General features: G+C 41.6%; 16 protein-coding genes and 1 pseudogene. 9 read left to right on the top strand and 8 right to left on the bottom strand.

What is annotated here, in order from left to right:
• Positions 1-132: 132 nt before the first annotated feature.
• The 3 genes from AC2SLT_RS05955 to AC2SLT_RS05945 all read left to right on the top strand — a co-directional run bounded on the left by AC2SLT_RS05955 (position 133) and on the right by AC2SLT_RS05945 (position 4398).
• Complete coding sequence (locus AC2SLT_RS05955) at positions 133-1290, top strand: extracellular solute-binding protein (protein ID WP_486546719.1); 1158 nt, start codon at positions 133-135, stop codon at positions 1288-1290.
• Positions 1291-1404: 114 nt separating this feature from the next.
• Positions 1405-3003, top strand: a complete 1599-nt coding sequence (locus AC2SLT_RS05950) for an ABC transporter permease (RefSeq protein WP_486546718.1) — start codon at positions 1405-1407, stop codon at positions 3001-3003.
• 171 nt (positions 3004-3174) lie between these two features.
• Positions 3175-4398 carry an ABC transporter ATP-binding protein gene (locus AC2SLT_RS05945; protein WP_486546717.1) on the top strand — a complete coding sequence of 408 codons (1224 nt, stop codon included), beginning with the start codon at positions 3175-3177 and terminating at the stop codon, positions 4396-4398.
• A 49-nt stretch (positions 4399-4447) separates the two neighbouring features.
• Here AC2SLT_RS05945 and AC2SLT_RS05940 read toward each other — a convergent pair whose 3' ends face one another.
• On the bottom strand, positions 4448-5263 hold the full coding sequence (locus tag AC2SLT_RS05940) for a methyltransferase domain-containing protein (protein ID WP_486546716.1): 816 nt from the start codon (positions 5261-5263) through the stop codon (positions 4448-4450).
• A 519-nt stretch (positions 5264-5782) separates the two neighbouring features.
• Here AC2SLT_RS05940 and gyrA point away from each other — a divergent pair.
• The 4 genes from gyrA to clpB all read left to right on the top strand — a co-directional run bounded on the left by gyrA (position 5783) and on the right by clpB (position 13001).
• Positions 5783-8638, top strand: a complete 2856-nt coding sequence (gene gyrA / locus AC2SLT_RS05935; RefSeq protein ID WP_486546715.1) for a DNA gyrase subunit A — start codon at positions 5783-5785, stop codon at positions 8636-8638.
• Between the two features lie 157 nt (positions 8639-8795).
• Positions 8796-9494 (top strand): glutathione S-transferase, encoded by a 699-nt coding sequence (locus tag AC2SLT_RS05930; RefSeq protein WP_486546714.1) that lies wholly within the window; start codon positions 8796-8798, stop codon positions 9492-9494.
• Complete coding sequence (locus AC2SLT_RS05925) at positions 9484-9780, top strand: hypothetical protein (RefSeq protein ID WP_486546713.1); 297 nt, start codon at positions 9484-9486, stop codon at positions 9778-9780. The genes AC2SLT_RS05930 and AC2SLT_RS05925 overlap by 11 nt, the downstream gene beginning before the upstream one ends.
• Before the next feature lie 632 nt (positions 9781-10412).
• Positions 10413-13001 (top strand): ATP-dependent chaperone ClpB, encoded by a 2589-nt coding sequence (gene clpB / locus AC2SLT_RS05920; protein WP_486546712.1) that lies wholly within the window; start codon positions 10413-10415, stop codon positions 12999-13001.
• Between the two features lie 290 nt (positions 13002-13291).
• On the opposite strand, the gene AC2SLT_RS05915 is transcribed toward clpB, so the two are convergent.
• The 6 genes and pseudogenes from AC2SLT_RS05915 to dnaQ form a co-directional block, all read right to left on the bottom strand.
• Positions 13292-13636: a DUF3144 domain-containing protein gene (locus AC2SLT_RS05915; RefSeq protein WP_486546711.1), complete on the bottom strand. Its 345-nt coding sequence runs from the start codon at positions 13634-13636 to the stop codon at positions 13292-13294.
• A 134-nt stretch (positions 13637-13770) separates the two neighbouring features.
• Positions 13771-14937 carry a methionine adenosyltransferase gene (gene metK, locus AC2SLT_RS05910; RefSeq protein ID WP_486546710.1) on the bottom strand — a complete coding sequence of 389 codons (1167 nt, stop codon included), beginning with the start codon at positions 14935-14937 and terminating at the stop codon, positions 13771-13773.
• 312 nt (positions 14938-15249) lie between these two features.
• The gene (gene nth, locus AC2SLT_RS05905) at positions 15250-15945 is read right to left on the bottom strand and encodes an endonuclease III (protein WP_486546709.1); all 696 of its coding nucleotides are present in this window, start codon (positions 15943-15945) and stop codon (positions 15250-15252) included.
• 164 nt (positions 15946-16109) lie between these two features.
• Complete coding sequence (locus tag AC2SLT_RS05900) at positions 16110-16937, bottom strand: RnfABCDGE type electron transport complex subunit B (RefSeq protein ID WP_486546708.1); 828 nt, start codon at positions 16935-16937, stop codon at positions 16110-16112.
• A 48-nt stretch (positions 16938-16985) separates the two neighbouring features.
• Complete coding sequence (locus AC2SLT_RS05895) at positions 16986-18749, bottom strand: hypothetical protein (RefSeq protein WP_486546707.1); 1764 nt, start codon at positions 18747-18749, stop codon at positions 16986-16988.
• 150 nt (positions 18750-18899) lie between these two features.
• Positions 18900-20680 (bottom strand): annotated as a pseudogene (gene dnaQ, locus AC2SLT_RS05890) (DNA polymerase III subunit epsilon).
• Positions 20681-21001: 321 nt separating this feature from the next.
• Here dnaQ and AC2SLT_RS05885 point away from each other — a divergent pair.
• Positions 21002-21586, top strand: coding sequence for a hypothetical protein (locus AC2SLT_RS05885; RefSeq protein ID WP_486546706.1), 585 nt, complete (start codon positions 21002-21004; stop codon positions 21584-21586).
• A 118-nt stretch (positions 21587-21704) separates the two neighbouring features.
• A complete protein-coding gene (locus AC2SLT_RS05880; RefSeq protein WP_486546705.1) occupies positions 21705-22010 on the top strand; it encodes a hypothetical protein in 306 nt (101 codons plus the stop codon).
• A 136-nt stretch (positions 22011-22146) separates the two neighbouring features.
• Here the strand turns inward: AC2SLT_RS05880 and AC2SLT_RS05875 are convergent, their stop codons facing one another.
• Positions 22147-23910, bottom strand: a complete 1764-nt coding sequence (locus AC2SLT_RS05875; protein WP_486546704.1) for an efflux transporter outer membrane subunit — start codon at positions 23908-23910, stop codon at positions 22147-22149.
• Positions 23911-23916 lie beyond the last annotated feature (6 nt).

Here is a 23916-nt window from a genome sequence, read left to right as displayed (position 1 = left end):
GATGTGTTTAATTGGTATTGATAATTATTATTATTTGTATTAAGATGCGTATTACTGTTAAGTATTATAGTTTTGTAACCTTCAAAAACCTAGTACTTAATCCATTTACGCTTAACTCTTATTGAGGGATATATGGCTTCAACAATTTTGTTTAATAATGGAAATTCAATCACTAAAAAGCTGACTTTATTAAGTACAACCCTAGCGACCGCATTAGCACTAACAGCGTGTAATAATTCTACTGAGACAACAGAAGCCGATAGCACTGTAGCCACTGATGCTCAAACCACTGATGCTAAAGCGACTGACTCTGAAGCTACTAAAGCAACGCCAATTGCCAATGCTCAGCCAGTAACCATATACTCTTCTCGTAATGAGCAGCTTATCAAACCTCTTTTAGATGAGTTCACCGCCGAAACTGGTATACCAGTAGAGTTGGTCACCGATAAATCTGGTCCGTTAATCGCAAGATTAGAAGCTGAAAGCACCAACACACCTGCTGATATGTTGTTAACTGTTGATGCTGGTAACTTGTGGCAAGCCGGCGAGCAAGGTCTACTTCAGCCGCTGAATTCAGAAGTCGTTAATACGAATGTGCCTGCAAAGTATCGCTCAGCCAAAGACTTATGGACTGGATTATCACTACGTGCGCGTACCATTTTTTATGATCCTGCAAAAGTTGAACCCTCGGATCTGTCAACTTATGCAGACCTAGCCGATCCTAAATGGAAAGGTAAATTATGTCTACGTACGTCTAAAAAAGTATATAATCAGTCTCTGGTTGCCAGTATGATTGAGCATTATGGTCCTGAAAAGACTGAAGAAATTGTAAAAGGATGGGTTGCTAACCTTGCCGCCCCAGTCTTTAGTAATGATACCAAACTGCTTGAAGCCATTGCTTCAGGACAGTGCGAAGTAGGGATTGCGAACAGCTATTACTATGGTCGTATTCTAGATGAAAATCCTGACTTTCCCGTTAAAATCTTTTGGGCAAATCAAGGGGAAGGTGCTGACGCTACAGGAACACATGTCAATGTATCTGGTGCTGGAATTATTAAAAATTCGGACAATGTAGAGGGCGCACGCAAACTTATAGAATGGTTGTCCTCTGATACGGCGCAGGGTCAATATGCCAGCAGCGATAAAGAGTACCCGGTTAAAGAAGGTATTGATGAATCTGAAATGCTACGGTCATGGGGTTCTTTTAAACAAGACGATATCAATGTCAGCATATTTGGACAACGTCAAGCGGAAGCCGTACAGTTAATGGATCGTGCGGGTTACGAATAAATTTTGAGTACGCATAACTTAATTTTAGTGCGAGTTCATAAAAATTAGTGAATATTACCATAGCCTTATGATCCATTATTTATACCCTTTCCTATCGCTTAGCAATAGGGCATTATGAAATATCATTACTCTAAATCTTCTTTAGTAGCGAAATCAGTCTTTGTGCTGATTTCGCTATTTATGTTAATACCTATTATTATCGTCATGCGCTCTTGGCTTGAGCCTATGGCAGATATTTGGGGACATTTATTAGATTATGTCCTGCCTTCGGTATTAAAAAATACAGCCCTCATTCTTATTTTAGTTACTGTTATTGCAGGTAGTCTTGGTACTTACTTGGCGTGGTTGACGAGTATGTATCGGTTTACCGGACAAACGTTTTTTGTCTGGGCCCTAATGTTGCCATTTGCTATACCGGCTTATGTCTTAGCCTTTGTGAGTGTTGGCCTGTTTGATTATAGTGGGGTCATACAATCAAGCCTTCGTGATCTGGGTATAAACGGATCATTTACTCAAATTCGAAGTGTTTGGGGCGCAGGCTTAATTTTATCTTTAGTTTTTTATCCATATGTTTATTTATTAGCTCGTCAAGCTTTCTTATCTCAAGGAAGGCGGGCACTTGAAGCCGGTCAAATGCTGGGTCTGACTCGCCAGCGAGCTTTTTTTAAAGTGGCGTTACCACAAGCGATGCCATGGATAGTGGGCGGCTTACTACTCACATGGATGGAGACCTTAGCAGACTTTGGGGCAGTATCTGTCTTTAATTTAGACACCTTTACGACGGCAATCTATAAAGCGTGGTTTGGATTTTTTAGTCTAACAACGGCTGCTCAATTGGCGGCGTTATTAATAGTCACTGTTTTAGTCATTTTATTGTTAGAGCGTTACTGGCAAAATAAACGCAGTTATCTGCCTAGTGAGGGCAACCGTCAACGTGAAGACTTGAAAGGACTGAGTAATCTATGGGCATTTTTGTTTTGCGGGTTTATATTTACGTTAGCCTTTTTATTACCTATGATTCAGTTAATCCTTTGGGTTATTGACAATTATAAAATAGATCTAGACAGTCGTTACTGGGAATTTGTGACAAATACTCTAGTAATTGCGAGCTCTACGGCTGTGGTTATTGGTTTCATAACCCTACTGATGGCATGGTTGTTGCGTCAGTTCCCCAGTCGTGGCAATCAACTATTGGTCTCTTTATCGAATCTAGGGTATGCCGTGCCAGGTACGGTGCTGGCCGTCGGGGTATTTATTCCGATTGCATGGATGGACAATACCTTAATCGCTAACCAAATCACGACCTCACAAGTGTTAAGTGGTAGTGTGCTCGTGATGTTGGCCGCGTTAGCCACTCGATTTTTGACCGTTGGTTTTCAGCCTATTGATCGGCAATTGAATCGTTTAACGCCTAGTCAAGAGCAGGCAGCTCAACTACTAACGACCAATCGTTGGCAACGATGGCGAGAGGTTTATTTACCGGTGATCAGTCCTGGGGTCTTTACTGCTTTGATAATGGTATTTGTCGAGGTGACCAAGGAGATGCCGATAACCTTGATGACCCGTCGGCAAGGCTGGGATACGTTAGCCGTTCGAGTGTTCGAAATGACGTCAGAGGGTATGTATGAACGCGCCGCATTACCAAGTTTAACGATTGTACTGGTCGGTTTAATACCTGTTATTTTATTAATTCGACAGTCGGACAAAAGCTAATACCTTGTATTAACAACCTATAATCAATTCTTATTCCCTTTGATAAGTCACATATTATCTAAAATTTACCTAACGTGAGCTTAAGAATACAAGGTTTTAAGAGTTTATTATTTTAATCCGTCTATTTTATGAAAGTGATAAAATAGCCTAAGCGTTAAACGGTGGAACGACATGCAACCCAATCAAAACCAACAAACATTCGAATCTACACCTAAAACTTCCAATAAGCACTCAAACCCTAATGTGGCCTACCTTACATTAGAGAATATCAGCGTTAGTTTTGGCAGTACTGAGGTGGTTAAATCCTTGTCGATGACACTTGAACAAGGTGAAATAGGGTGCTTGTTAGGATTTAGTGGCTGCGGCAAAACAACGGCACTGCGGGCAATTGCAGGACTTGAACATCCAGTGCAAGGTAGCATCTTTTTAAACGGAAAGGTCTTGACCGAGATGACATCTGGCAAAATTAATAAACAAGTAGTACCTGCCAAACGCGACATGGGAATGGTCTTTCAGGACTATGCTTTGTTTACTCATTTAACCGTCAGTGAAAATATTGGATTTGGTCTCAATCGTTGGTCTAAGTCCGAAAAAGTGGCACGGGTAAAAGAAATGCTTGAACTGGTTGAGCTCACCGGTCATGCTGATAAAAAAATTAACCAACTGTCAGGTGGTCAACAGCAGCGTGTGGCACTAGCTCGTGCATTGGCGCCAAAACCTGACTTACTACTGTTAGATGAGCCATTTTCAAATTTAGATATGATGCTTCGAGAGTCCTTAGCGGCTAAGGTTCGTGCTATCTTAAAACGCACCCATACGACCGCAATTTTGGTCACTCATGATCAACATGAGGCCTTTGCAATTGCAGATAAAATTGGCGTGATGTATAAAGGTAGGCTTGAACAATGGGCGACGCCAGATGTGCTATATCATGAGCCAAACAGTCCTTTTGTGGCGGAGTTTATCGGTGAAGGGGCAATGATTGATGGCGTCATTGACCAAGGCGTTATTAAAACAGCTCTGGGTGACATCAAGCGTAGACCAGAGCCTATTCATGCAGATCAACATCAAGTTGATGGTGAGAACGCGTTTAGTCAAGGCGAAGTATGTGCGTATGACTTCCCGAATGGGACCAAAATTAAAGTATTAATACGTCCAGATGATATTATCCATGATGATCATAGTTCGCAAAAAGCTTTAGTGGTTGAGCGTGTATTTAGAGGGGCCAACTTTCTGTATCGGCTACGACTAGACAATGGAGAAGAGGTACTGTCGCTGATCTCAAGTCATCATGATCATCCTATAGGATCTTCGATTGGGTTTCGACCACTCATGGCGCATGTGGTGCTATTCCAAGGTGATGATTTAGACGTGACGACTTGGCAGCGTATCTAGGCCTATTTTCTTAATCTCGATGTTTAATACGGTTACTTAATTGATATCGCTATTGTGTCGTGAGGGTGGGGCGAGAGGCTAAAATATGCAGATAGCGACCTAACCATTTGTAAGGCTCTTGTGATGAGTAGCGTAGCTCCATTTCGATGACTGCCTCAGGGTGGTTATGGCCCCCTCGTTTAAGCGGTGCATAATCGTGAAAGACGCGTAAACCACTCACCTTGTCAATCATAAATCCATCATTTTTAAGCCATCCTTCGACATCATGGAAGCTGACAGGGTTGTTAGGAGTTAGGCTTTTTTTATTATCTGCTCGATAATCAGGATTATTCAGTAGATTGAAGTTCCCCATAATTAAGTTGCGATACACAAAACTAACTGGATTATAAAAACATAGCGATAATTTCCCATTTGGCACAAGCCATCTCTCACAAAAAGGCATGATTTGCTGGGGTTCAGCCAACCATTCTAGTAGAGCGTGACATAATATTAGGTCATAGCCGTCACTCCCCTGATTTTGTAGTTTCTCATTGAGGTGTTGGTAGGGACAGACTAGCCAATTAATGTCCTGTAGTACTCCCTTCGCTTTGGCGTCTATTTTTGCTTCGGCAAGCATATTTTGCGAGATATCATTAATGGTTAATAAGTGACCTTTTGTGGCTAGCTCTATGGCTATCTGTGCTAAGCCTGCACCCACATCCAATATGCGTAATGGACGATTTAACGTCGATGCCATCTCACTAATTATAGGGTAAAGATCCTGTTTTAAGACGGCTAAGCGGATATCTCCCTTTAATCCACCATATACTTTTTTGGCGAAGTGGTCAGTAATAGGGTCAAAGTTTCGATCTTCATGAGAGGTCATTTCAAAATCCAAAATACAGTAAATTTTTATAAATGCTAAATCACGGGCGATTATTATCCATAAATTGCCAGTCCCATAGAATGCTTTAGCGAGATAAATGGGTGTGTATTAAGGGCAATAACAGGGCACTTTATTTTAATTATTTGTGCTAGTGAACATTAAACACGGGTTTATAGTTACTGGCAGACAAAACGCCCGCTTAAGGCTTATTTATGCTAAAATGCGGCATATTATTTTTATGCCTTTTCTATAAAACAACCTATCTTTGTCAGACTCATTGAACCTACTATTTGTAGTGTTTGCACTCGCTTTCCTCGATAGATTAATTTCTAGATTTGGTATCAGTATAACAACTTAAAGTAAGTTCGCAGTAAGCCATCTTAGAATAGCAAATGACCGCGACAAAATAACCTTTATTTTTCAGGTCATTAACACCTAATTTGATAGCGTTCATATTGAATGCTATTAAAGGTAATTTCTACACGTTAAGAGGGCCATTGCCAACATGGAGACGTATTTATGAGTGATTCGGTCAGTCCTATTGCCATCATCGAAGAGATGAAGCAATCCTATCTAGATTATGCGATGAGCGTTATTGTCTCACGTGCGCTACCTGATGTACGAGACGGGCTGAAACCTGTGCATCGCCGAATCATGTATGCCATGCATCAGTTGTCAAATGACTATAATAAACCTTATAAAAAGTCTGCGCGTGTGGTTGGTGATGTGATTGGTAAATATCACCCACATGGCGATACAGCGGTTTATGATGCCATAGTTCGTATGGCTCAAGATTTTAGTTTGCGCTATCCGATGGTAGATGGTCAGGGTAACTTCGGCTCTATCGATGATGACCCAGCGGCAGCCATGCGTTATACCGAAGTTCGTATGACCAAACTGACCCATCAGATGTTGGCAGATCTTGATAAAGATACGGTCGATTGGGAAGACAACTACGATGGTTCTGAACGTATGCCAAGCGTATTGCCTGCTCGTATTCCCAACCTATTAGTGAATGGGGCGACAGGTATTGCCGTCGGTATGGCGACCAATATGGCGCCCCATAACCTGACTGAAGTCTTAAACGCGTGTTTGGCGTATGCGGAAAATTCGAATATATCAAGTGAAGAGTTGACCAATTACATTTCAGGTCCCGACTTCCCGACTGGGGGTATTATTTATGGTCGCTCTGGTATCGTTGATGCTTATCGAACGGGTAAAGGTCGTTTGCATGTTCGAGGTCGTTATCATATAGAGCCGATGAGTGAAACAGGCGCCAACCGTGACCGCGAGCGCATTGTGTTTACCGAAATACCTTACCAGTCAAACAAAGCGAAGCTTATAGAGCGCATAGCAGAGCTGGTTCGAGATAAGAAAATCGAAGGTATCTCAGAGATACGGGATGAATCTGATAAAGATGGGATGCGCATTGCCATTGACTTACGCCGTGGTGAAGTCGCGGAAGTCATTGTCAATAACTTGTTCCTACAAACGCCGCTTGAGTCAAGCTTTAGTATCAATATGGTGGCGCTCGATAATGGTCAGCCTAAGCTGATGACATTGCGTCAACTTATTGCCGCCTTTATTCGTCACCGTCAAGAAGTGGTGACGCGTCGTACTATTTATGAGTTGAATAAAGCCAAAGCACGGGGTCACTTATTAGAAGGTCTAACGGTTGCACTCGCCAATATTGACGATATTATTACGACTATTAAAGAGTCTGCAAACCGCGGTGAAGCTCGTGAAAAGTTACTAGTACAAACCTGGGACTCAGGTACTGTGGTGGCAATGTTGACAGCGGCTGATCGGGGCACCCTTGAAGGCGGCGATTTGCGCTCAGTACGTCCTGAATTTATTGAGGGCGAGGATTTAAGAAATCCGTTTGGGCTAATTGACAACGGCAATAACTACCGCTTATCACTGGAGCAGGTTAATGCTATTTTAGAGATGCAACTGCATCGTTTAACGGGTCTGGAACAAGAAAAACTCACTGAAGAATATCAAGATCTGCTGCGTCAAATCGCAGAACTAGAATCTATCTTAGGTGATTTTGATAAATTAATGATGGTTATCAAAAACGAGCTGATTCAAATTCGCGATGATTTTGGTGATGAGCGTCGGACAGATATTGTCGACTCACGATCTGATTTCAGCCGTGAAGATCTTATTCCTGAGCAAACCGTTGTACTGACTGTATCCCGTACTGGTTATGCAAAAACTCAGCCAATTAGTGATTACGTTGCTCAAAACAGAGGCGGTAGAGGTAAATCAGCGACGGCTATGAAAGAAGACGACGTCATTGATCATCTTGTCGTTACCTCAACGCATGCGACAGTGCTTTGCTTTACTGACAATGGACGAGTATTTAGTCTACGCGGTTTTGAAGTGCCTATCGCGAGCCGTGGTGCCCGTGGTCGACCTTTGGTTAATATTATCGGCTTGGATACTGATGAAGTTGTCACGACTATTTTACCGATACCAAAACAGTTAAAGTCTGCGCAACTTACGGCACAAGTGGACGATGATACGAGTGATACCAATGAAGATGCTGATGTGGTGAGTGATACCACACCGCCATACGTATTTTTCGCAACGGCGAAGGGCACGGTTAAACGGGTTGAGCTTAGACACTTTGCGAATATCCGTTCAAATGGTTTGATTGCTATTGGTTTGGAAGAGGGGGATAAGTTAATTTCTGCCCGCATTACCACTGGTCAACAGCAAGTCATGCTGTTTGCCTCAAGTGGTAAAGCCATTCGCTTTGATGAAAATGATGCACGGGTGATGGGTCGAACGGCTAAAGGGGTACGCGGGATGCGTATTGCAAAAAATGACACTATCAAGTCGTTAGTAGTCGTTGATGATGATCTAAAAGAAGTGTTGATCGCTTGTGAAAATGGCTATGGAAAGCGTACATCGATTCATGAGTTTAATGCTCAAAATCGTGGCGGTAGCGGTGTTATTGCCATTAAAACCAGTGAGCGGAATGGAGCATTAGTAAGAGCAACCAAAGTTGAGCCTGAAGATGATGTTATTTTGATATCAAATAAAGGAACTTTAGTTCGTACTCCTGTTGCACAAGTGGCGACCTCGGGTAGAAATACTCAGGGTGTCACCTTAATTCGTCTGGCAGAAGATGAGTCGCTGGTTGCTATGGCTCGTGTAGAAGATACGTCGGAAGAAGATGCTTTGCTTGATGCGTTGTCATCTGATGATGAGCGTGTTGAAGCGCTCACGGATCAAGAACCTACTGATCAAATAAAGCTTGATTCACCAGCGATAGGTTCTGATGATAGCGTCTCTGACACGGTTGACGAGCATGATTTAAGCCACTCAAGCGTAAACGACGTCGAAGACGACAATACTGACCATTAAGACTTTTAAAGTATTTTGAAGCTTAACTGCTTTATTTGCATAGAAAGCTTTAAGAAAGGATAACAAAAGACCTCTATGCGCAATGAGTATTAGCATTTAAAATGCCAGCAAGAAGTAAACTTGCTGGCATTTTTTATTCATTTATATAAGGTTTGACATGTCTATCTTGCATTTACATCATTTAGAAAACTCAAGATCTTTTCGTATTGTTTGGCTTTTAGAAGAATTGGGCTTGGACTACCAATTGACCAAGTATCAGCGTACTGAATCATATTTAGCACCTAAAAGCTTAGAGAACATTCATCCGTCGGGTAAAGCGCCCATTCTGCAAATCAAAGAGAGCGATGATGCTGTTCAGCCAATGTCGATGATCGAGTCTGGTCATATCATTGATTATCTTATGGCAAAATATGATACGGATTATAAATTTCATCCCAAGGTTGATGCAGATAGCGAACAATGGCGTGATTATGATTTTTGGATGCACTATGCAGAAGCATCTGCTATGCCACCACTAGTTATGCGCCTGGTATTCTCAAAAGTCGTCGAACGCTCTCCTGCTTTACTAAAACCTGTTGCAAAAGGCATTCGTAAACAGGTAGAAGCCTCTATGATTAGTAAAAATATCACCAAAGCTTTAGATTTGGTGGAGTCTCAATTGAGTCAACATAAATGGTTTGCAGGATCTGAATTCAGTGCGGCGGATATTCAGATGGCGTTTTTTATAGAGGCTGCCAACTCTCAATCAGGCTTAGATCAAGTACGCTATACCAATACATTAAATTGGTTAAAAAGATGTCAAGCACGTCCGGCTTATCAAGCTGCAGTTGAAAAAGGGGGAAAGCTTGAGTTCTAAACGTCATGACGACACTCAAAAGAGGACTCAAGACAGCATTCGAAACAGTGAGAAAGAAGGCCGGCAACCAGAAAGTCGTGTATCTACAGACAGTCATAATGTCGATCAGTCAGCAAAACCTGAGCTTCTTAAAAATGGAAAGTTAAAACTGTTTATACTATTGCTATGTGCGGTTAGTTTTTATGCAGGTTGGCAAGCCAGTCGCTCTTATTTAGTTAAAGAGTGCCATTTGGCTGGGGCGGTCGTCAATGTCGAAGACGATTTGGTGTATTGTTCAATGCCATAGAGTCAACTATTTTAAATATTACTAAAGCAAGTTAATGGTGTGATAAGCACCATTGACTTGCTTTTTTATTGCGCTTTATTTGAGAGCTATAGTCAGCGAACTACTAAACGGTTAAGGCGTTAACCTCGCTAAGCCTACTACCGTATTACTCGCAACTTGCACTCGGTTGCCTTGTAACCATTTTAGACTTCTTTGACTATAGATCTTATTGAGATTAAAAAATTGAGATCTTATTAACTTTAAGCTAGGTCGTGTGTAACATTAGACCATGGCATTGGCGGAGACTATTTTTTTAGTCAATTTGCAGTGAAATTTTTGACGCCTAGTCATTCTAAGTTAGAACCCTAAATTTTTAAAAGCGCCATATGTTGACAAAAAAGAGTCCCGCCCTCACTCGAGCTTAGCTATCAGCAGTGCTAATTTGCGAATGTTCCACACGCCCTAAGGTTAATATTTGAATGTTCAACAGACCCTATAGTCATGTAAAAAAATTGACACTACTAATAAATGTCGAAATTAGCTTGAAATAGTATGGTCAAGCCTACATATATAAACCAACAACACAGCGAGTGATACCGATTAAAATAATGGGTAACTTGCTGATAAAATTAAAATAATTAAAGGATACATCAATGAGATTCGATAAATTTACACAAAAATTACAAGCCGCTCTGCAACAAGCTCAGAGCTTAGCAATAGGGCGAGATCATACGGGTATAAGTCCATTGCATTTAATGGCAACCTTGTTGGAAGATGAGTCTAACCTATCTGTATGCCAACAAGCAGGAGCCAGTATTCCTGCCCTTAAAAATGGGGTGGCCAAAGCGCTTGATAACCAAGCGACTATTGCTAATCCGACTGGCGAAGTCAGTTTGAATCCAGACTCAGTCAAAGTTCTTAATCTTGCTGATCGTCAGGCGCAAAAAGCGGGTGATGACTATATTGCGACTGAATGGGTCATGTTGGCTTTGGCTGAGCAAGGAGAAACTAAAAAAATCTTCGAGCAAGCAGGGGTTACTGCGGTTAAGCTGAAGGCTGTTATTGAACAGCTTCGAGGCAATCAAACTGTCAATGATCAAAATGCAGAAGATCAACGTGATGCGCTTAATAAATATACCATTAATTTAACTGAGCGTGCTGAAATGGGTAAGCTTGATCCCGTTATTGGCCGTGATGAAGAGATACGTCGTACAATACAAGTGCTATCACGTCGTACTAAGAACAACCCTGTTTTAATCGGTGAGCCAGGGGTAGGTAAGACCGCCATCGTCGAAGGGCTTGCTCAAAAGATTGTCAACGGTGATGTGCCAGAGGGACTACGTAACAAGGAAGTATTATCTCTTGATCTGGGTGCTTTAATTGCTGGTGCTAAATATCGTGGTGAGTTTGAAGAGCGTCTAAAAGGGGTTCTAAACGACTTAGCGAAACAAGAAGGCAATGTCATCTTATTCATTGATGAGTTGCATACGATGGTAGGTGCCGGAAAAACAGATGGTGCTATGGATGCAGGTAATATGCTTAAGCCTGCGTTGGCACGTGGTGAGCTTCATTGTGTAGGCGCAACTACCCTGGATGAGTACCGTCAATATATCGAAAAAGATGCGGCACTTGAGCGTCGATTCCAGAAGGTTTTGGTTGACGAGCCTACGGTTGAAGATACCATTGCTATTTTACGAGGTCTTAAAGAGCGCTATGAGCTTCATCACGGGGTAGACATCCAAGACAGTGCCATTATTGCGGCGGCGCGTATGAGTCATCGTTATATTACCGATCGTAAGTTACCCGATAAAGCGATTGACTTAATTGATGAAGCGGCTAGCCGTCTGCGTATGGAGATGGACAGTAAACCTGAGTCACTAGGCAAACTTGACAGCCGCTTAATTCAGCTAAAAATGCAGCGTGAAGTGCTTAAAAATGAAGAAGATGCAGGTGCCGTGGCTGAACGTAATTTGCTGGACGAGCAAATCGAAGAGCTTGAAAAAGAATATGCTGATTTAAATGAAATTTGGCAGGCTGAGAAAGCCTTAGTTAAAGGCAGTCAGCAGCTTAAAGATGAGCTTGATAAAGCCCGTATTGCTTATGAAAAAGCGAGCCGCGAAGGTGATTATGAAACAATGAGTAAACTGCAGTATGAGACCATACCGCAATTAGAAAAACGAATCACTGAATCTGATCTTGCAGAACAAAAAGAACAGTCAGGTGAGGGAAGTGGTATCAAGCTGCTTCGCAATAAAGTCACTGATAACGAAATCGCTGAGGTGGTTGCTGCAGCAACCGGTATTCCAGTCAATAGAATGCTACAAGGTGAACGTGAGAAAATGCTGGCAATGGAAGACGCCTTGCATGAACGGGTAATAGGTCAAGACGAAGCGGTTCAATCGGTTGCCAATGCGGTACGTCGAAGCCGTGCAGGCTTGTCAGATCCCAACCGTCCCTCAGGCTCATTCTTATTTTTAGGCCCAACAGGTGTGGGTAAAACCGAGCTGACAAAATCATTGGCTAACTTCTTGTTTGACTCAGAGGATGCGATGATTCGTATCGATATGAGTGAATTTATGGAGAAGCATAGTGTTAGTCGTTTAGTTGGCGCTCCTCCTGGTTACGTCGGTTATGAAGAAGGCGGGGTATTGACCGAAGCGGTTCGTCGTAAGCCTTATAGTGTCCTCTTATTTGATGAGGTAGAAAAAGCACACCCCGATGTGTTCAATATTCTGCTGCAAGTACTAGATGATGGTCGCCTAACCGACTCTCAAGGTCGCGTGGTAGACTTTAAGAATACCGTTATCATCATGACCAGTAACTTAGGGTCACATAAGATTCAAGAGATGGCAGGTGATGATTATGAAGAAATAAAGGCATCAGTGATGGAGTCAGTAGGTCAGCATTTCCGTCCAGAGTTTGTGAACCGTATTGATGAGATAGTGGTATTCCATCCATTAGGTATGTCACAAATGGCAGGTATTGCTGACATTCAGCTTGATCGTTTAAGAGATCGCTTAAAAGAGCGTGAAATGAACATCAAGTTATCGCCCGATGCAATGAACATGTTAGTCGCTGTGGGTTATGATCCTGTCTATGGCGCACGTCCTTTAAAACGTGCTATCCAGCAACAGATAGAAAACCCACTGTCACTGAAGCTGCTCTCAGGCGAATTTGTAGCGGGTGATACTATTAAAGTTGATGTGGATGAAAACGATACATTAGTGTTCACCAAGCTATAAATTATAGTCAAAGAAGTCTAAAATGGTTACAAGGCAACTGAGTGAAAGTACTACTGGAGTAGGCTTAACGAGGTTAACACTGTAAGCGTTTAGTAGTTCGCTGTCTATAGGTCATCACTAACGTTATTTGAGTCTATTATAGTAATAAAAGTAAGCCCCATAAGTTAACCTAACTTATGGGGCTTTTTTATTGGTCTTTATAATTAAGGTTGTATTTATTGGTATTATTTAATAAAGATGAATCTTAATAAAGTTAAATTTTTACTGTACCTATATTTTATTATGCCGTGTTATGACTGCTCATCTTTATTGATTTGCACATACTTATCGAAGTTCTCAGCATAATCATCTAAGTTATCACTTAACATCTGACGATACTGTTTGGCATAGAACTCAATAATTTCATTCTTCTCTTTTGCTAAGTCGCTGCCTTTAACAAAGCCAATGGATGCCACTGAAGAGCTATAGCGAGCTGCCGCATAAAGTAATGACGCTCCTACTTGACCTGAATGTGCTTCAGGACCTAACTGGCTATTGGCAAGCTCAATAATGGCATCAGCGCGCTTATAAAATGCTTCTATGTCTTTTGACAGTTCTGGACTTTGATTTTCGGCGTTATTCGGAGGTGTCGTCATAAGTTTTCAACTATTTAGCTTAAAAAATTGGTTAATATTTGGGTTCGAATGTTGGCTAGAAAGGGGAGTAGAAATGCCCAGTTAACGAATCAACCTGCTAACCATTTAATTAGTCAACAGGCATAAGCTCAAGTTTAAATATTGGCATCCGCCCGTAGAATATCTGCTTTATCAGTTTTTTCCCAAGTAAATGCCGTTTCACTGCCTGGACGCCCAAAGTGACCATAAGTTGCCGTCTGCTGGTACATAGGCTGTAACAAATTTAGCATATGAGTAATACCATAAGGACGCAAGTCAAAGTGGGTACGTATTAGCTCAATGATCACCTCACGACTCACCTTAGAGGTACCAAAGGTATTCACTGAAATTGAGGTAGGTTCTGCCACGCCAATGGCATAACTAATCTGGACTTCACAGCGTTCAGCCAGTCCTGCCGCTACAATATTTTTAGCGACATAACGACCGGCATACGCGGCGCTGCGGTCGACTTTAGAAGGATCCTTACCACTGAAGGCACCGCCACCATGACGCGCCATACCGCCATAAGTATCCACAATGATTTTACGACCTGTCAATCCCGCATCACCAACTGGTCCACCAATCACAAATTTACCAGTAGGATTAATATGGTAACGGGTATCCTTATGCAGTAAATTAGCGGGTAATACCTGCTGAATGATCTCCTCCATCACCGCTTCTTTTAGCTCAGACTGAGAGATGCTCGGATCATGTTGGGTCGATAATACTACAGCATCAATGGCAGCAGGAAGACCATCATTATATCGCAAGGTCACCTGAGCTTTAGCATCAGGACGTAGCCATGGCAGATCTCCAGAGCGGCGTAATACTGATTGGCGCTCCATCAATCGATGTGCGTACTCAATAGGCGCTGGCATTAAGACCTCTGTTTCATTGCTGGCATAGCCAAACATGAGCCCTTGGTCTCCAGCGCCCTGATCCTCAGGATTCATGCGGTCAACACCTTGAGCAATCTCAGGTGACTGTTTACCGATCATATTGATGACAGCACAGGTGTCGCCATCAAATCCTAAATCAGAATGATGGTAGCCAATACCATTGACAGTATCACGGACGATACGCTCGATATCCACATTGGCAGTGGTTGAGATTTCACCGGCTAATATGACTGCCCCTGTTTTGACTAAGGTCTCACAGGCCACACGCGCGTGTAAATCTTCACGCATAATAGCATCAAGTAAGGCATCTGAAATTTGGTCTGCCATCTTATCGGGATGGCCTTCACTGACTGATTCTGAGGTAAATAGTTGATAGTCATGCATAACAAGGGAGTCACTTATATTCAGGAGCTTATATTCAGAAACTTGCGATTTGATTTATTAAGCTTTTTAGACATTCAATTAAGCTTATAAAACCCGTGCTAAGCTTTTTAATAGCCGAACACCGATAAAATCTAGCAAGGTAAACTTGGAATTAGAGAGTATTTTACCCTTAAGTCAGCTAAAACTCTAGTGATACAGGGCATAATAAACTGAGTTAACTATACTAAGTAGTTTTATGGCTCAAAAAAGAGATTAACGACGGGTTATAAAATTTAAAATTTTGTTAGCAGCGGTATAAACATTGTGATGACCTTATAACTCTGCAAATTTATGTTTGTCTTTAAACATACACTCATTATAAACGGGGCAGGCATCACATTTTGGGGTTCGTGCTTGACAGGTATACCGACCATGTAAAATCAAATAATGATGGGCGTCAACGATATATTTATCAGGAATACGCTCAATAAGTTTCTTTTCTACCGCTAATACGGTTTTTCCTGTGGCCAATCCAGTGCGATTACTCACACGAAATATGTGAGTATCCACTGCCATCGTGGGCTGACCAAATGCGGTATTTAAAACCACATTAGCGGTTTTACGTCCCACGCCTGCCAGCGCTTCTAAATCTTTGCGATTATCTGGTACTTGACTGTTATGTTTATCAATTAAGTCTTTGCACGTCTTAATGACGTTTTTCGCTTTTGAGTTATACAATCCAATGGTTTTGATATAGTCTTTTAGGCCGTCTTCGCCAAGCTCATAGATGGCTTCAGGTGTATTTGCTACTGAAAATAGCTTACGGGTCGCAAGGTTAACACTCACATCAGTGGCCTGAGCAGACAACATTACGGCAATCAGCAGCTCAAAGTTGCTACTGTATTCAAGTTCAGTCACCGGCTCATCAATGGCTGCCGCTAGCTTTTCAAAAAATATTGGCACATTTTTATTTGGCAGTCGTCTTGAAGGTGGGGTTTCTGCCGTTTTGTGTTTAACAACTTTACTCATAGGGTTTTGGTCTGGCTCTAATAAATAGCTGGTTTCAATGAATGTTAGGTTTTATAACGTCTGGTTTTAATGCGCGTTTGGCTTTGATAAGTGTCTGGTTTTAATAGGTGTCTGGTTTTAATAGGTGTCTGGTTTTAATGAGTCTCGACGTCATTCAAAATGAATTAATCAGATAATTGTTCTAGCTGTTGTTTTAACTCATCAAGTTCAGCCTGTTTAGCCTCATGATGACGAACGCTGAGCTGTTTCTCAAGCTTTTTAATTTTAGTCCGTAGCTTGGCGACCGCAATGGTGGCTTTCGCTTGAGCTTCATTAATATCTAAACTTTGATGTGAAGCATTGCCCAGTAGCGTTTCAACCATACTGGTAACAGGTTTAGCATGGGTGTTGTCAGACATCTGATGGGCGACGCGATTTAAGTGAGTATGATAGCGCTTTCTAAGATGAGACTGTTCATCGGCTCTATGTTCCGGCGTCTCAAATGAAGGATCACGTGGCATTTCAATCAGATCTATACAGTCTACTGGGCAGGGAGGCAAGCATAACTCGCAACCAGTACATAAGTCTGTAAAAACAGTGTGCATATGCTTACCTGTTCCCACGATGGCATCCACTGGACAAGCTGGAATACACTTGGTACAGCCGATGCAGTCATCCTCACGGATAATAGCCCTTACTTCTGTAGGACGCTGAGTATTAGGATCAATAGGCCATTGTGACTCTCGTGCTATCAGTCGGTCACGATTTAGAATTTCGGCAATATGGTCACTGACTGGCTGTCCTCCAGGGACACATTTATTATGGGGCTCACCGTCAACAACGATTGCGGCCGCATAGGGCAGACAGCCATCAGGATGGTCACAAAGGCCGCATTGTGTTTGAGGAAGTGTGGCATCTATGGCGACTATTTTTTCACGTTGAGTATTTGTAAGGCTATCAAGTTGTAAGCGATTAAATAAAATGGGTAAATCGTTTAATCGATGAGTGCTCACAAATACCTCTCGTGTTATTAAATAGGGATAAAAAACGGTTAAAGTTGTTTAGGCGCTTTTCAAAAGATTGTATAAGCTGGTATTACCAACATACAACGCATGCTTGCTAAGCGGATGCTGCTTTTGTCGTGCACTCAACTGATGATCAACAGCGAGTAAAATATCAGCTACTTTGGAAAATTGAATATGGGTTGTTTCGTCTTTGTGCAGTAGACCGTTTTCATCAAAACTAAGACTGGCGCTAAGATGCGATGATAACCGTCTGATAATATTGGCAGCATCGGTCATCTCTAAAAACCTTAAGGTTCCTGCAATCTGACTCAATACTTGAGGGATATTATTTAGAATGTCGTCGTGCATAAAGGCTTCATTTTGCACATCCTCGTCCACATGCGTTAAATCAAAGCTATCTAAATAGTCACTGGCGCTACGTTCAAGTTGTTTGATTAAATTACGGATTTCAATCATGAGATGTTGATACGCAGTATCAAGCTGGTAAATTGAGAGACTATCATTCGTCAACTCCCAAGCTTCAGCGCCTGGAGTATGCGATTTTGCTAAGGTGATAGCCGCGTTTTCGGCGACCATAAGATGCGCTAAAAGCTGATCTAAATCCTCTGAATTTGGATGCTGCCAATTAGCAACGATAGCAGCGCTTTTACTAAGTGTTTCCGCAGATTGTGATAAGTCCAATAGTGAAAAAGTAGACGACAGCGCATTAAGTTTGTTTGAAATAGAGCTAAAATCGAGTTTTGAGGATAGCTGTTCAGTACGGTCTTCATCAGAAGTATGATTTACCAAACCATTGACGTCGGATTTGATAGCGTCAATCTCGTATTGGATCAAGTCATTCAAGGTAGTAACTATTTCTTGATCAGGTCCAAACATAAAGCGTTTGAAGTCTATTAGCTGAGAGTCATCAAGCTGATTATCATTCAGTTGCTTCTTTACTTGCGCTGCCAGTTCATGGTCTTGTAAACAGGCAAAGCTCACTAAATCAGCGAAGCGACTGTCATCTGCTGGCAAGTAGTTATGAAATTGCTGATCTAAGAAAATAAATATACGCTTATGTTTTTCATCAAGAGGTAATAGCTTCTGTAGGTCTTTAGTGGCTGCTTCAGCGGCATGCCAAAATAAAGCGTCAGATTCTTTTGCGATGATCGAACAGGCTTGATGCATCGCTTTAATCTTGAGTAGGTCAGACTCACTTACCTGATTGGTTGGAGCAGATAGAGCCACAGCCAGACCAGCTCTATACGCAGTTGCTAATAAACTACTGTCTAAATCTAAGCTTGAAAGGGGCTGAAAGTTGCGAGTAGGGTTGGCTAGGGTAATATAAGTAAAATCATGGGCAATCAGTTCAGTTTGGTCTAACTCTTTTTGACCAAGCGTTGTTTTCATTTGATTAATAACGGGTAGGAGTAAGGAGGGCTCTAAAGTCTCTTGCAATAATACAAACTCAATATAACGTGACAGCGTCATAACCCCTTGAGAAATACTTAAAATAAGTTTTTCATCCCTATTATTACCGCTATCATAAAGATGCTGCATACTGATCGCCAACACTTCTGCTAAATCACTCGCACCAGATAGAGAAATTAAGGTCAACACGTTTGCCAATTGGTTGAGCATAGCGACTGAGTCAAGTAGTAGCGGGGCTTGCTCATTGTCATCATTAAACTCACTTAAATGTTTTTCAGCATTGTCCAAGGTAACCATTATTTCTGGGCGCAGCAAATACAGTGAAGATAAATCAAAGTTAGTGACGCTGATCGCCTGTGGTGTAGTACTGTTTTGAGCTACTGAGATCATAGGAGTTACCAAGTTATAATGAACCGAGGATTAAGTTAAATGATATAGGTAAACGTCAATTTATTAACGTACTTTAATTAGATAGTGTTCACTGTATTATAATCGAGACTATCAATCAATTTATAAATAATCTCAATTAAATTGTTTAATTTAAGACGCAATAAACAAATCTTGCGCTAAATTGATAGTGTTAAATGGCAAGTCACCGTCACTACGAAGGGTTGTAGCCTGTTTTTGCAAAATTAAATTAGGCGCCTCACTGGTTTGGTAAAAGCAAGTTATGCCTTGATTTTTAGCAACATTAGGGTATTTTTTCATTATTTTTGCAACCCAGTTTAAATGATCCTCGTAGGAAGCTTGGGCTGTCAAGATTTTACTAGCCAAGTGACTAAAATCAGTATGTGATCCCGCACCCTCAGTCTGAATGTCTTCGTCAATAGCGAGGGCTACCTGACCACCGGTCATGGCCAAATATACTTCAGCTAAGATTTCGGAGTCGAGTAAAGCGCCATGGAACGTACGGTCCATTTTTCCGACGTTCAAACGACGTACCAAAGCATCCAAAGTGTTCTTTTGTCCTGGATACTGCTGCTTTGCTAATACTAATGAGTCGGTGACTTTGATCTGATCAGCAAAGCCTTTTAAACCAACTTTATCAAACTCCATGCTTAAGAAGCTAATGTCAAATGGGGCATTGTGGGCGATAACTTCTGCACCCAGCATGAAATCATAAAGCTTTTGTGCGACTTTATCGAAGGTAGGCTTATCTGCTAAAAAAGCCTCGGAGATACCATGTATTCGAATGGCTTCCTCATCCATGCCTCTTTCAGGGTTGATATAGACATGCAGTTTTTCACCGGTGAACTTACGATCTACCAGCTCAATGATACCTACCTCGATAATACGATCTCCCTTGAGTGCATCAAGACCAGTCGTTTCGGTATCCATAATTAGCTGGCGACCTGACTCTCCTTTGTTAATAGGATCTGGCAATAAAGGCTTAAAATGAGGATTTGCTCGGCTGGTATCGCCATCAAATTCAATGTCAGTCTCTATACCTGACGCGACACCCCTTTCAGTTGTCTCATTAACAGTTGGTTTGGCAGTCGATGGTAGAGTTTTGTCTAATTCTGAGTCTTCTTCAGGCGACAAGTCATTAAATCCTAAAGGATCATCAAGGAGCCAGTCATCAGAGTGGTTTGCTGTATTTTCCATAGTATCCATGCTTTGCAAATTTTGCTTAATGTCAACAATAACTGTATTTTTAGAATGTGTTGAGGATAGGTTTTCAGTCGCTATAATGGGTTGAGGGTGTGAGTCAGAGTCAATTAAAGGGTCAGAATCTGATTGAATAGATGACGGTTCTTTATTAAGATCAATGTCTGATTCTGATAAATTATTTAGTTTTTTTTTAAACTTAAATCATGACTTATTGGCGTGTCGTTGGCTGTTGGCTCATCAATTTTGCCCCCCTCGGATGTGGACAATATACCTCTATTGGCAAGTTCATCTGCTTTTTCATTTCCTTCATGGCCGGCATGACCTTTTACCCAGTGCCAACTTACATTTCGACCTTGTCGTAAGTCATCTAATCGTTGCCATAACTCTTGGTTTTTAACGGGCTTATTCGATGACGTTTTCCAGCCTTTCTTTTTCCAACCATCAATCCATGAGGTGATACCATTTTTAACATAGCTTGAGTCGGTCCATATTTCTAAATGGTCGTCATCTGAGCTTTTCTCAAGTGCCATAATAGCACCCATTAGCTCCATCTTGTTATTGGTAGTTAGGGTCTCACCACCAAAAAATTCATGATGTTGACCATCACTACTGACCAAAAGGGTGCCCCAACCACCTGGCCCGGGATTACCTTTACAAGCACCGTCTGTAAAGGCAAGAGTTGTATTGGGTTTGGGGTGTAGAACGGACATAAAAGCTCGCTTTTGCAATAGTGTGTCGTTAATTGTACTAGTATAGCAAATAATAGCATGATAATTTAGATTGCTGATGCGTAACAGAAGTCAATTTATAATGAATAAGATCGCCCTTTAGCAAATCAATTTTGTTAAAATAGAGGCTTGGTAATACGCTAAGCTAAACTAGAGTGATTGCCACTTACAAATGAATGACACTACAAATGAATGTCACTTAAACATGTAAGTCACTCATATAAACGGTCTGATTATTAACATTGAGTGTCAGGCTCACATGGTTCAACACCATCTAATCTAACTACTGAATGGATAACACTATTGAAAAGATTCAACGTAACAAACTTCGCCTTAGCTATCATGCTCACTGGAGCAAGCCTTAGCGTAACAAGCTGTAAAGATGCTAGCCGGACGCCAACGGATCTGGCCGAACTAAAATCTGGGAATCTTAACTCGGTCGAGGTGATACAACAACACGCTGCCTTATTTTCGGGCTGTTATACAGTCAGTCAAGATGAACCTGCACAAATTAAAGTAAGCCTGAAGCAAGATAAATTAGTCATGCAAATGAAAGAGCCTAAGTCTGCGAAGCGGGTGTGGGACGACCCTGAGCCGTTAGAGCCAATGGGACTTGATCAAGTTCCTGAGTATTTTTCAATTGATGACCATAATATCTCCGCGATGGTCGGTCGCCCTGATCGTTTATTCGTGTTGGCTCAAGTCAAACAAGCTTATGCCAATATCAATCCGTTATTAGACAGCCCGTATCTTGGTTATATTATGCAAGGCTCAAATACGATTTATAAAGTAGCGTGTGATGACACTCCGATTGGGGAGCCGAGTCAAGACCCACATCAAAACTCTGAAAGTCTGAGTAACATAGTGATTAAAACTGCAGAGCTGTGAAGTCAGTACACTATAAAAGACTGCTCGAATAGAAATGATACGCTTGATACTGAAAAACCTTAGAACCTGCTCTGCTAAAACTCTATAAGTCAGGTAAACCATAAATAGGAAGCAATAAATGGGATTCTTAAATTACTTACTGATGGGTGCTTTGGCTTATGCCGCTGGCTGGGCGGTAAGAATATACTATCTTGAAAGTGGACCAAAACCCGAGCAGCCCTATAACCTAAAGCATCCTAAAGTATTGACCTGTTTGGCGATATTTTTTGTCATTATGATGGTAATATCTGCCTTAATCGGTAGGTTTCTCATGGGTCATGACAGTCTAGATATCGCTTTTATCATCGTTAATAGCTTAGTGGCAACTTTTGTATTTTCTTTTGGCTTAAGTCCAGATCATGTTAAACATGAACTGCCTGATTAGGTGAGGGTGTTAGAATAGATTGGTTTAGTTTGTAAATCCTATACTTGATAGGATATTTAAGTTGCAACAATGCTAATCATCTCTCATAAAAATATGGCGCTATTAACTAGCGCCATATTTTTTAGTCGACACAGAGTTATTGGGGTGTCGGTACTAATAAGCCATATTTATTTGGTGTTGGGTTAAGACCTTGCGGAGTAGGTGAGGATTTCTCCTCAGTTGACTTATTTACTGGGATATACTCATCACTGTTACGATCTTCTTCATCCATCTGTCTAGGTTCAATTTGCTTTAAGGGCAGACCGGTATTAGTATCATGGCTGTCATTGGTACTGTTCTCTAGATAATACGATTGTGCTGGCGTCAAGATAGTTGGGCCAGTATTTACGTGTACGGCTCTTGCTGAGTCATTAGCATTAGCTTTATTATCAAGTACATTGACCAGGTTACGATGCTGCGACTCAGGTAGAGCTATAGGATCAAGATTGACACCTCCGCCTAAGGCTTGATATAGCTCAATTTGATTATTCAGTTTTTCTTGTTCTAAAGCTAATAAAGATTGTTGCGTAGAGAATAAAGAGCGCTCAGCATCTAATACTGCCAAGTAATCATCGACTTGAGCTTTGTAGCGCGCATTAGAGATATCCAGTAGGCCCTGATAATAGTCTTGTAAACGATATTGAGAAGCCAATCTTTGATCTAAGGTTGCCCGATCCACTAATGCATCATTGACTTCTCTGAATGCAGACTCAACTGTACTTTCATAATTTGCCACTGCTTGATCACGTTCAATTTGAGCCACTTGATAGTTGGCATCACGTTGCCCAGCGTCAAACAAAGGTAAACTTATGGATGGACCAAAGGACCAACTTGCAGCGCTGGACTTAAAGAGGTCTGATAGGTCATTACTTCGATAGCCTAAGTTACCCGTCAAACTAATACTAGGATAGTAAGCAGCACGCGCCACTTCGATATTTGCCCCTGCTGCTTTAAGCTGATGTTCAGCTTGCAACACATCGGGACGGTAGCGTAATAACTCACTTGGAACACCCGCGCTAAGGACTTGACTTGAGGTAATGGAAGTGACGGCTGGCGATGGCAACATATCCTCTGTGATTGGCGCACCTACAAGGTATTTAAGGGCATTTCGCGCTTTTAAGACATTGCTTTGAGCGTTTGAAGCGGCAATACGAGCGGTTTCCAACGAAGCGGCGGCTTGAAGCGAAGGAGCTTTTGAGTCAATGCCAGCGTTAAGCCGAGCTTGCGTGATTTGAAGTGCTTTTTCACGAGTTTGTAATGTTCCCACGGCAAGCTCAAGTTGCTTTAGTTGATAACTATAGTTGACATAGCTCTTTGCAATATTTGCAATCAAGCTGACTTGCGCTGTATCTTTGGCCGCAGATGTCGCAAGATAACTTTGTAACGCCTGCTCTTTTAAGCTTGCAATCTTACCCCAAAAATCAAGCTCATAGCTTGCCAAACCCAATCCTACATTGTAGCTATCGCTTGGGTTTCTATCTTGCACATTGTTAGCACCACGTGAGTAACCGCCATTAAGTCCAACGTTGGGCGCATCATTGCTGTCAGTGATTCGATACTGAGCTTGTGCTTTTTGAATGGCTAATACCGCTTGTTTAACATCCTTATTATTATTCAGACCCAACTGTATTAAGGCTTTTAACTTCGGATCTGTGTAAAAGCTCTGCCAACCAACACCTGCTAATGAAGAGGGCATTTGAACATCACCATATAATTCATACCCATCACCAGGATTTAAAGGAATATTGGGACGAGCTACTGCTGGGTTGCTTTGAGACGTTGGGATACTTTGACAAGCACTAAGTGCAACTGCTAAAGCAGATAATCCGACCAGACGTGACCATTGTTTACTCGTGTTCATAGAAGG

The sequence above is a fragment of the Psychrobacter sp. CX18 genome, assembly GCF_057396215.1.
The sequence above is the reverse complement of the archived record's forward strand: the minus strand, read 5'-3'. Positions and strand labels throughout refer to the sequence as shown.

Excerpts from the sequence above, each read along its gene's own strand:
- AC2SLT_RS05945 (WP_486546717.1), top strand. The coding sequence starts at position 3,175 with ATGCAACCCAATCAAAACCAACAAACATTCGAATCTACACCTAAAACT.
- gyrA (WP_486546715.1), top strand. The coding sequence starts at position 5,783 with ATGAGTGATTCGGTCAGTCCTATTGCCATCATCGAAGAGATGAAGCAA.
- AC2SLT_RS05895 (WP_486546707.1), bottom strand. The coding sequence starts at position 18,749 with ATGATCTCAGTAGCTCAAAACAGTACTACACCACAGGCGATCAGCGTC.
- AC2SLT_RS05955 (WP_486546719.1), top strand. The coding sequence starts at position 133 with ATGGCTTCAACAATTTTGTTTAATAATGGAAATTCAATCACTAAAAAG.
- AC2SLT_RS05940 (WP_486546716.1), bottom strand. The coding sequence starts at position 5,263 with ATGACCTCTCATGAAGATCGAAACTTTGACCCTATTACTGACCACTTC.
- metK (WP_486546710.1), bottom strand. The coding sequence starts at position 14,937 with ATGCATGACTATCAACTATTTACCTCAGAATCAGTCAGTGAAGGCCAT.
- clpB (WP_486546712.1), top strand. The coding sequence starts at position 10,413 with ATGAGATTCGATAAATTTACACAAAAATTACAAGCCGCTCTGCAACAA.
- AC2SLT_RS05915 (WP_486546711.1), bottom strand. The coding sequence starts at position 13,636 with ATGACGACACCTCCGAATAACGCCGAAAATCAAAGTCCAGAACTGTCA.
- AC2SLT_RS05930 (WP_486546714.1), top strand. The coding sequence starts at position 8,796 with ATGTCTATCTTGCATTTACATCATTTAGAAAACTCAAGATCTTTTCGT.
- AC2SLT_RS05880 (WP_486546705.1), top strand. The coding sequence starts at position 21,705 with ATGGGATTCTTAAATTACTTACTGATGGGTGCTTTGGCTTATGCCGCT.
- AC2SLT_RS05875 (WP_486546704.1), bottom strand. The coding sequence starts at position 23,910 with ATGAACACGAGTAAACAATGGTCACGTCTGGTCGGATTATCTGCTTTA.
- AC2SLT_RS05950 (WP_486546718.1), top strand. The coding sequence starts at position 1,405 with ATGAAATATCATTACTCTAAATCTTCTTTAGTAGCGAAATCAGTCTTT.
- nth (WP_486546709.1), bottom strand. The coding sequence starts at position 15,945 with ATGAGTAAAGTTGTTAAACACAAAACGGCAGAAACCCCACCTTCAAGA.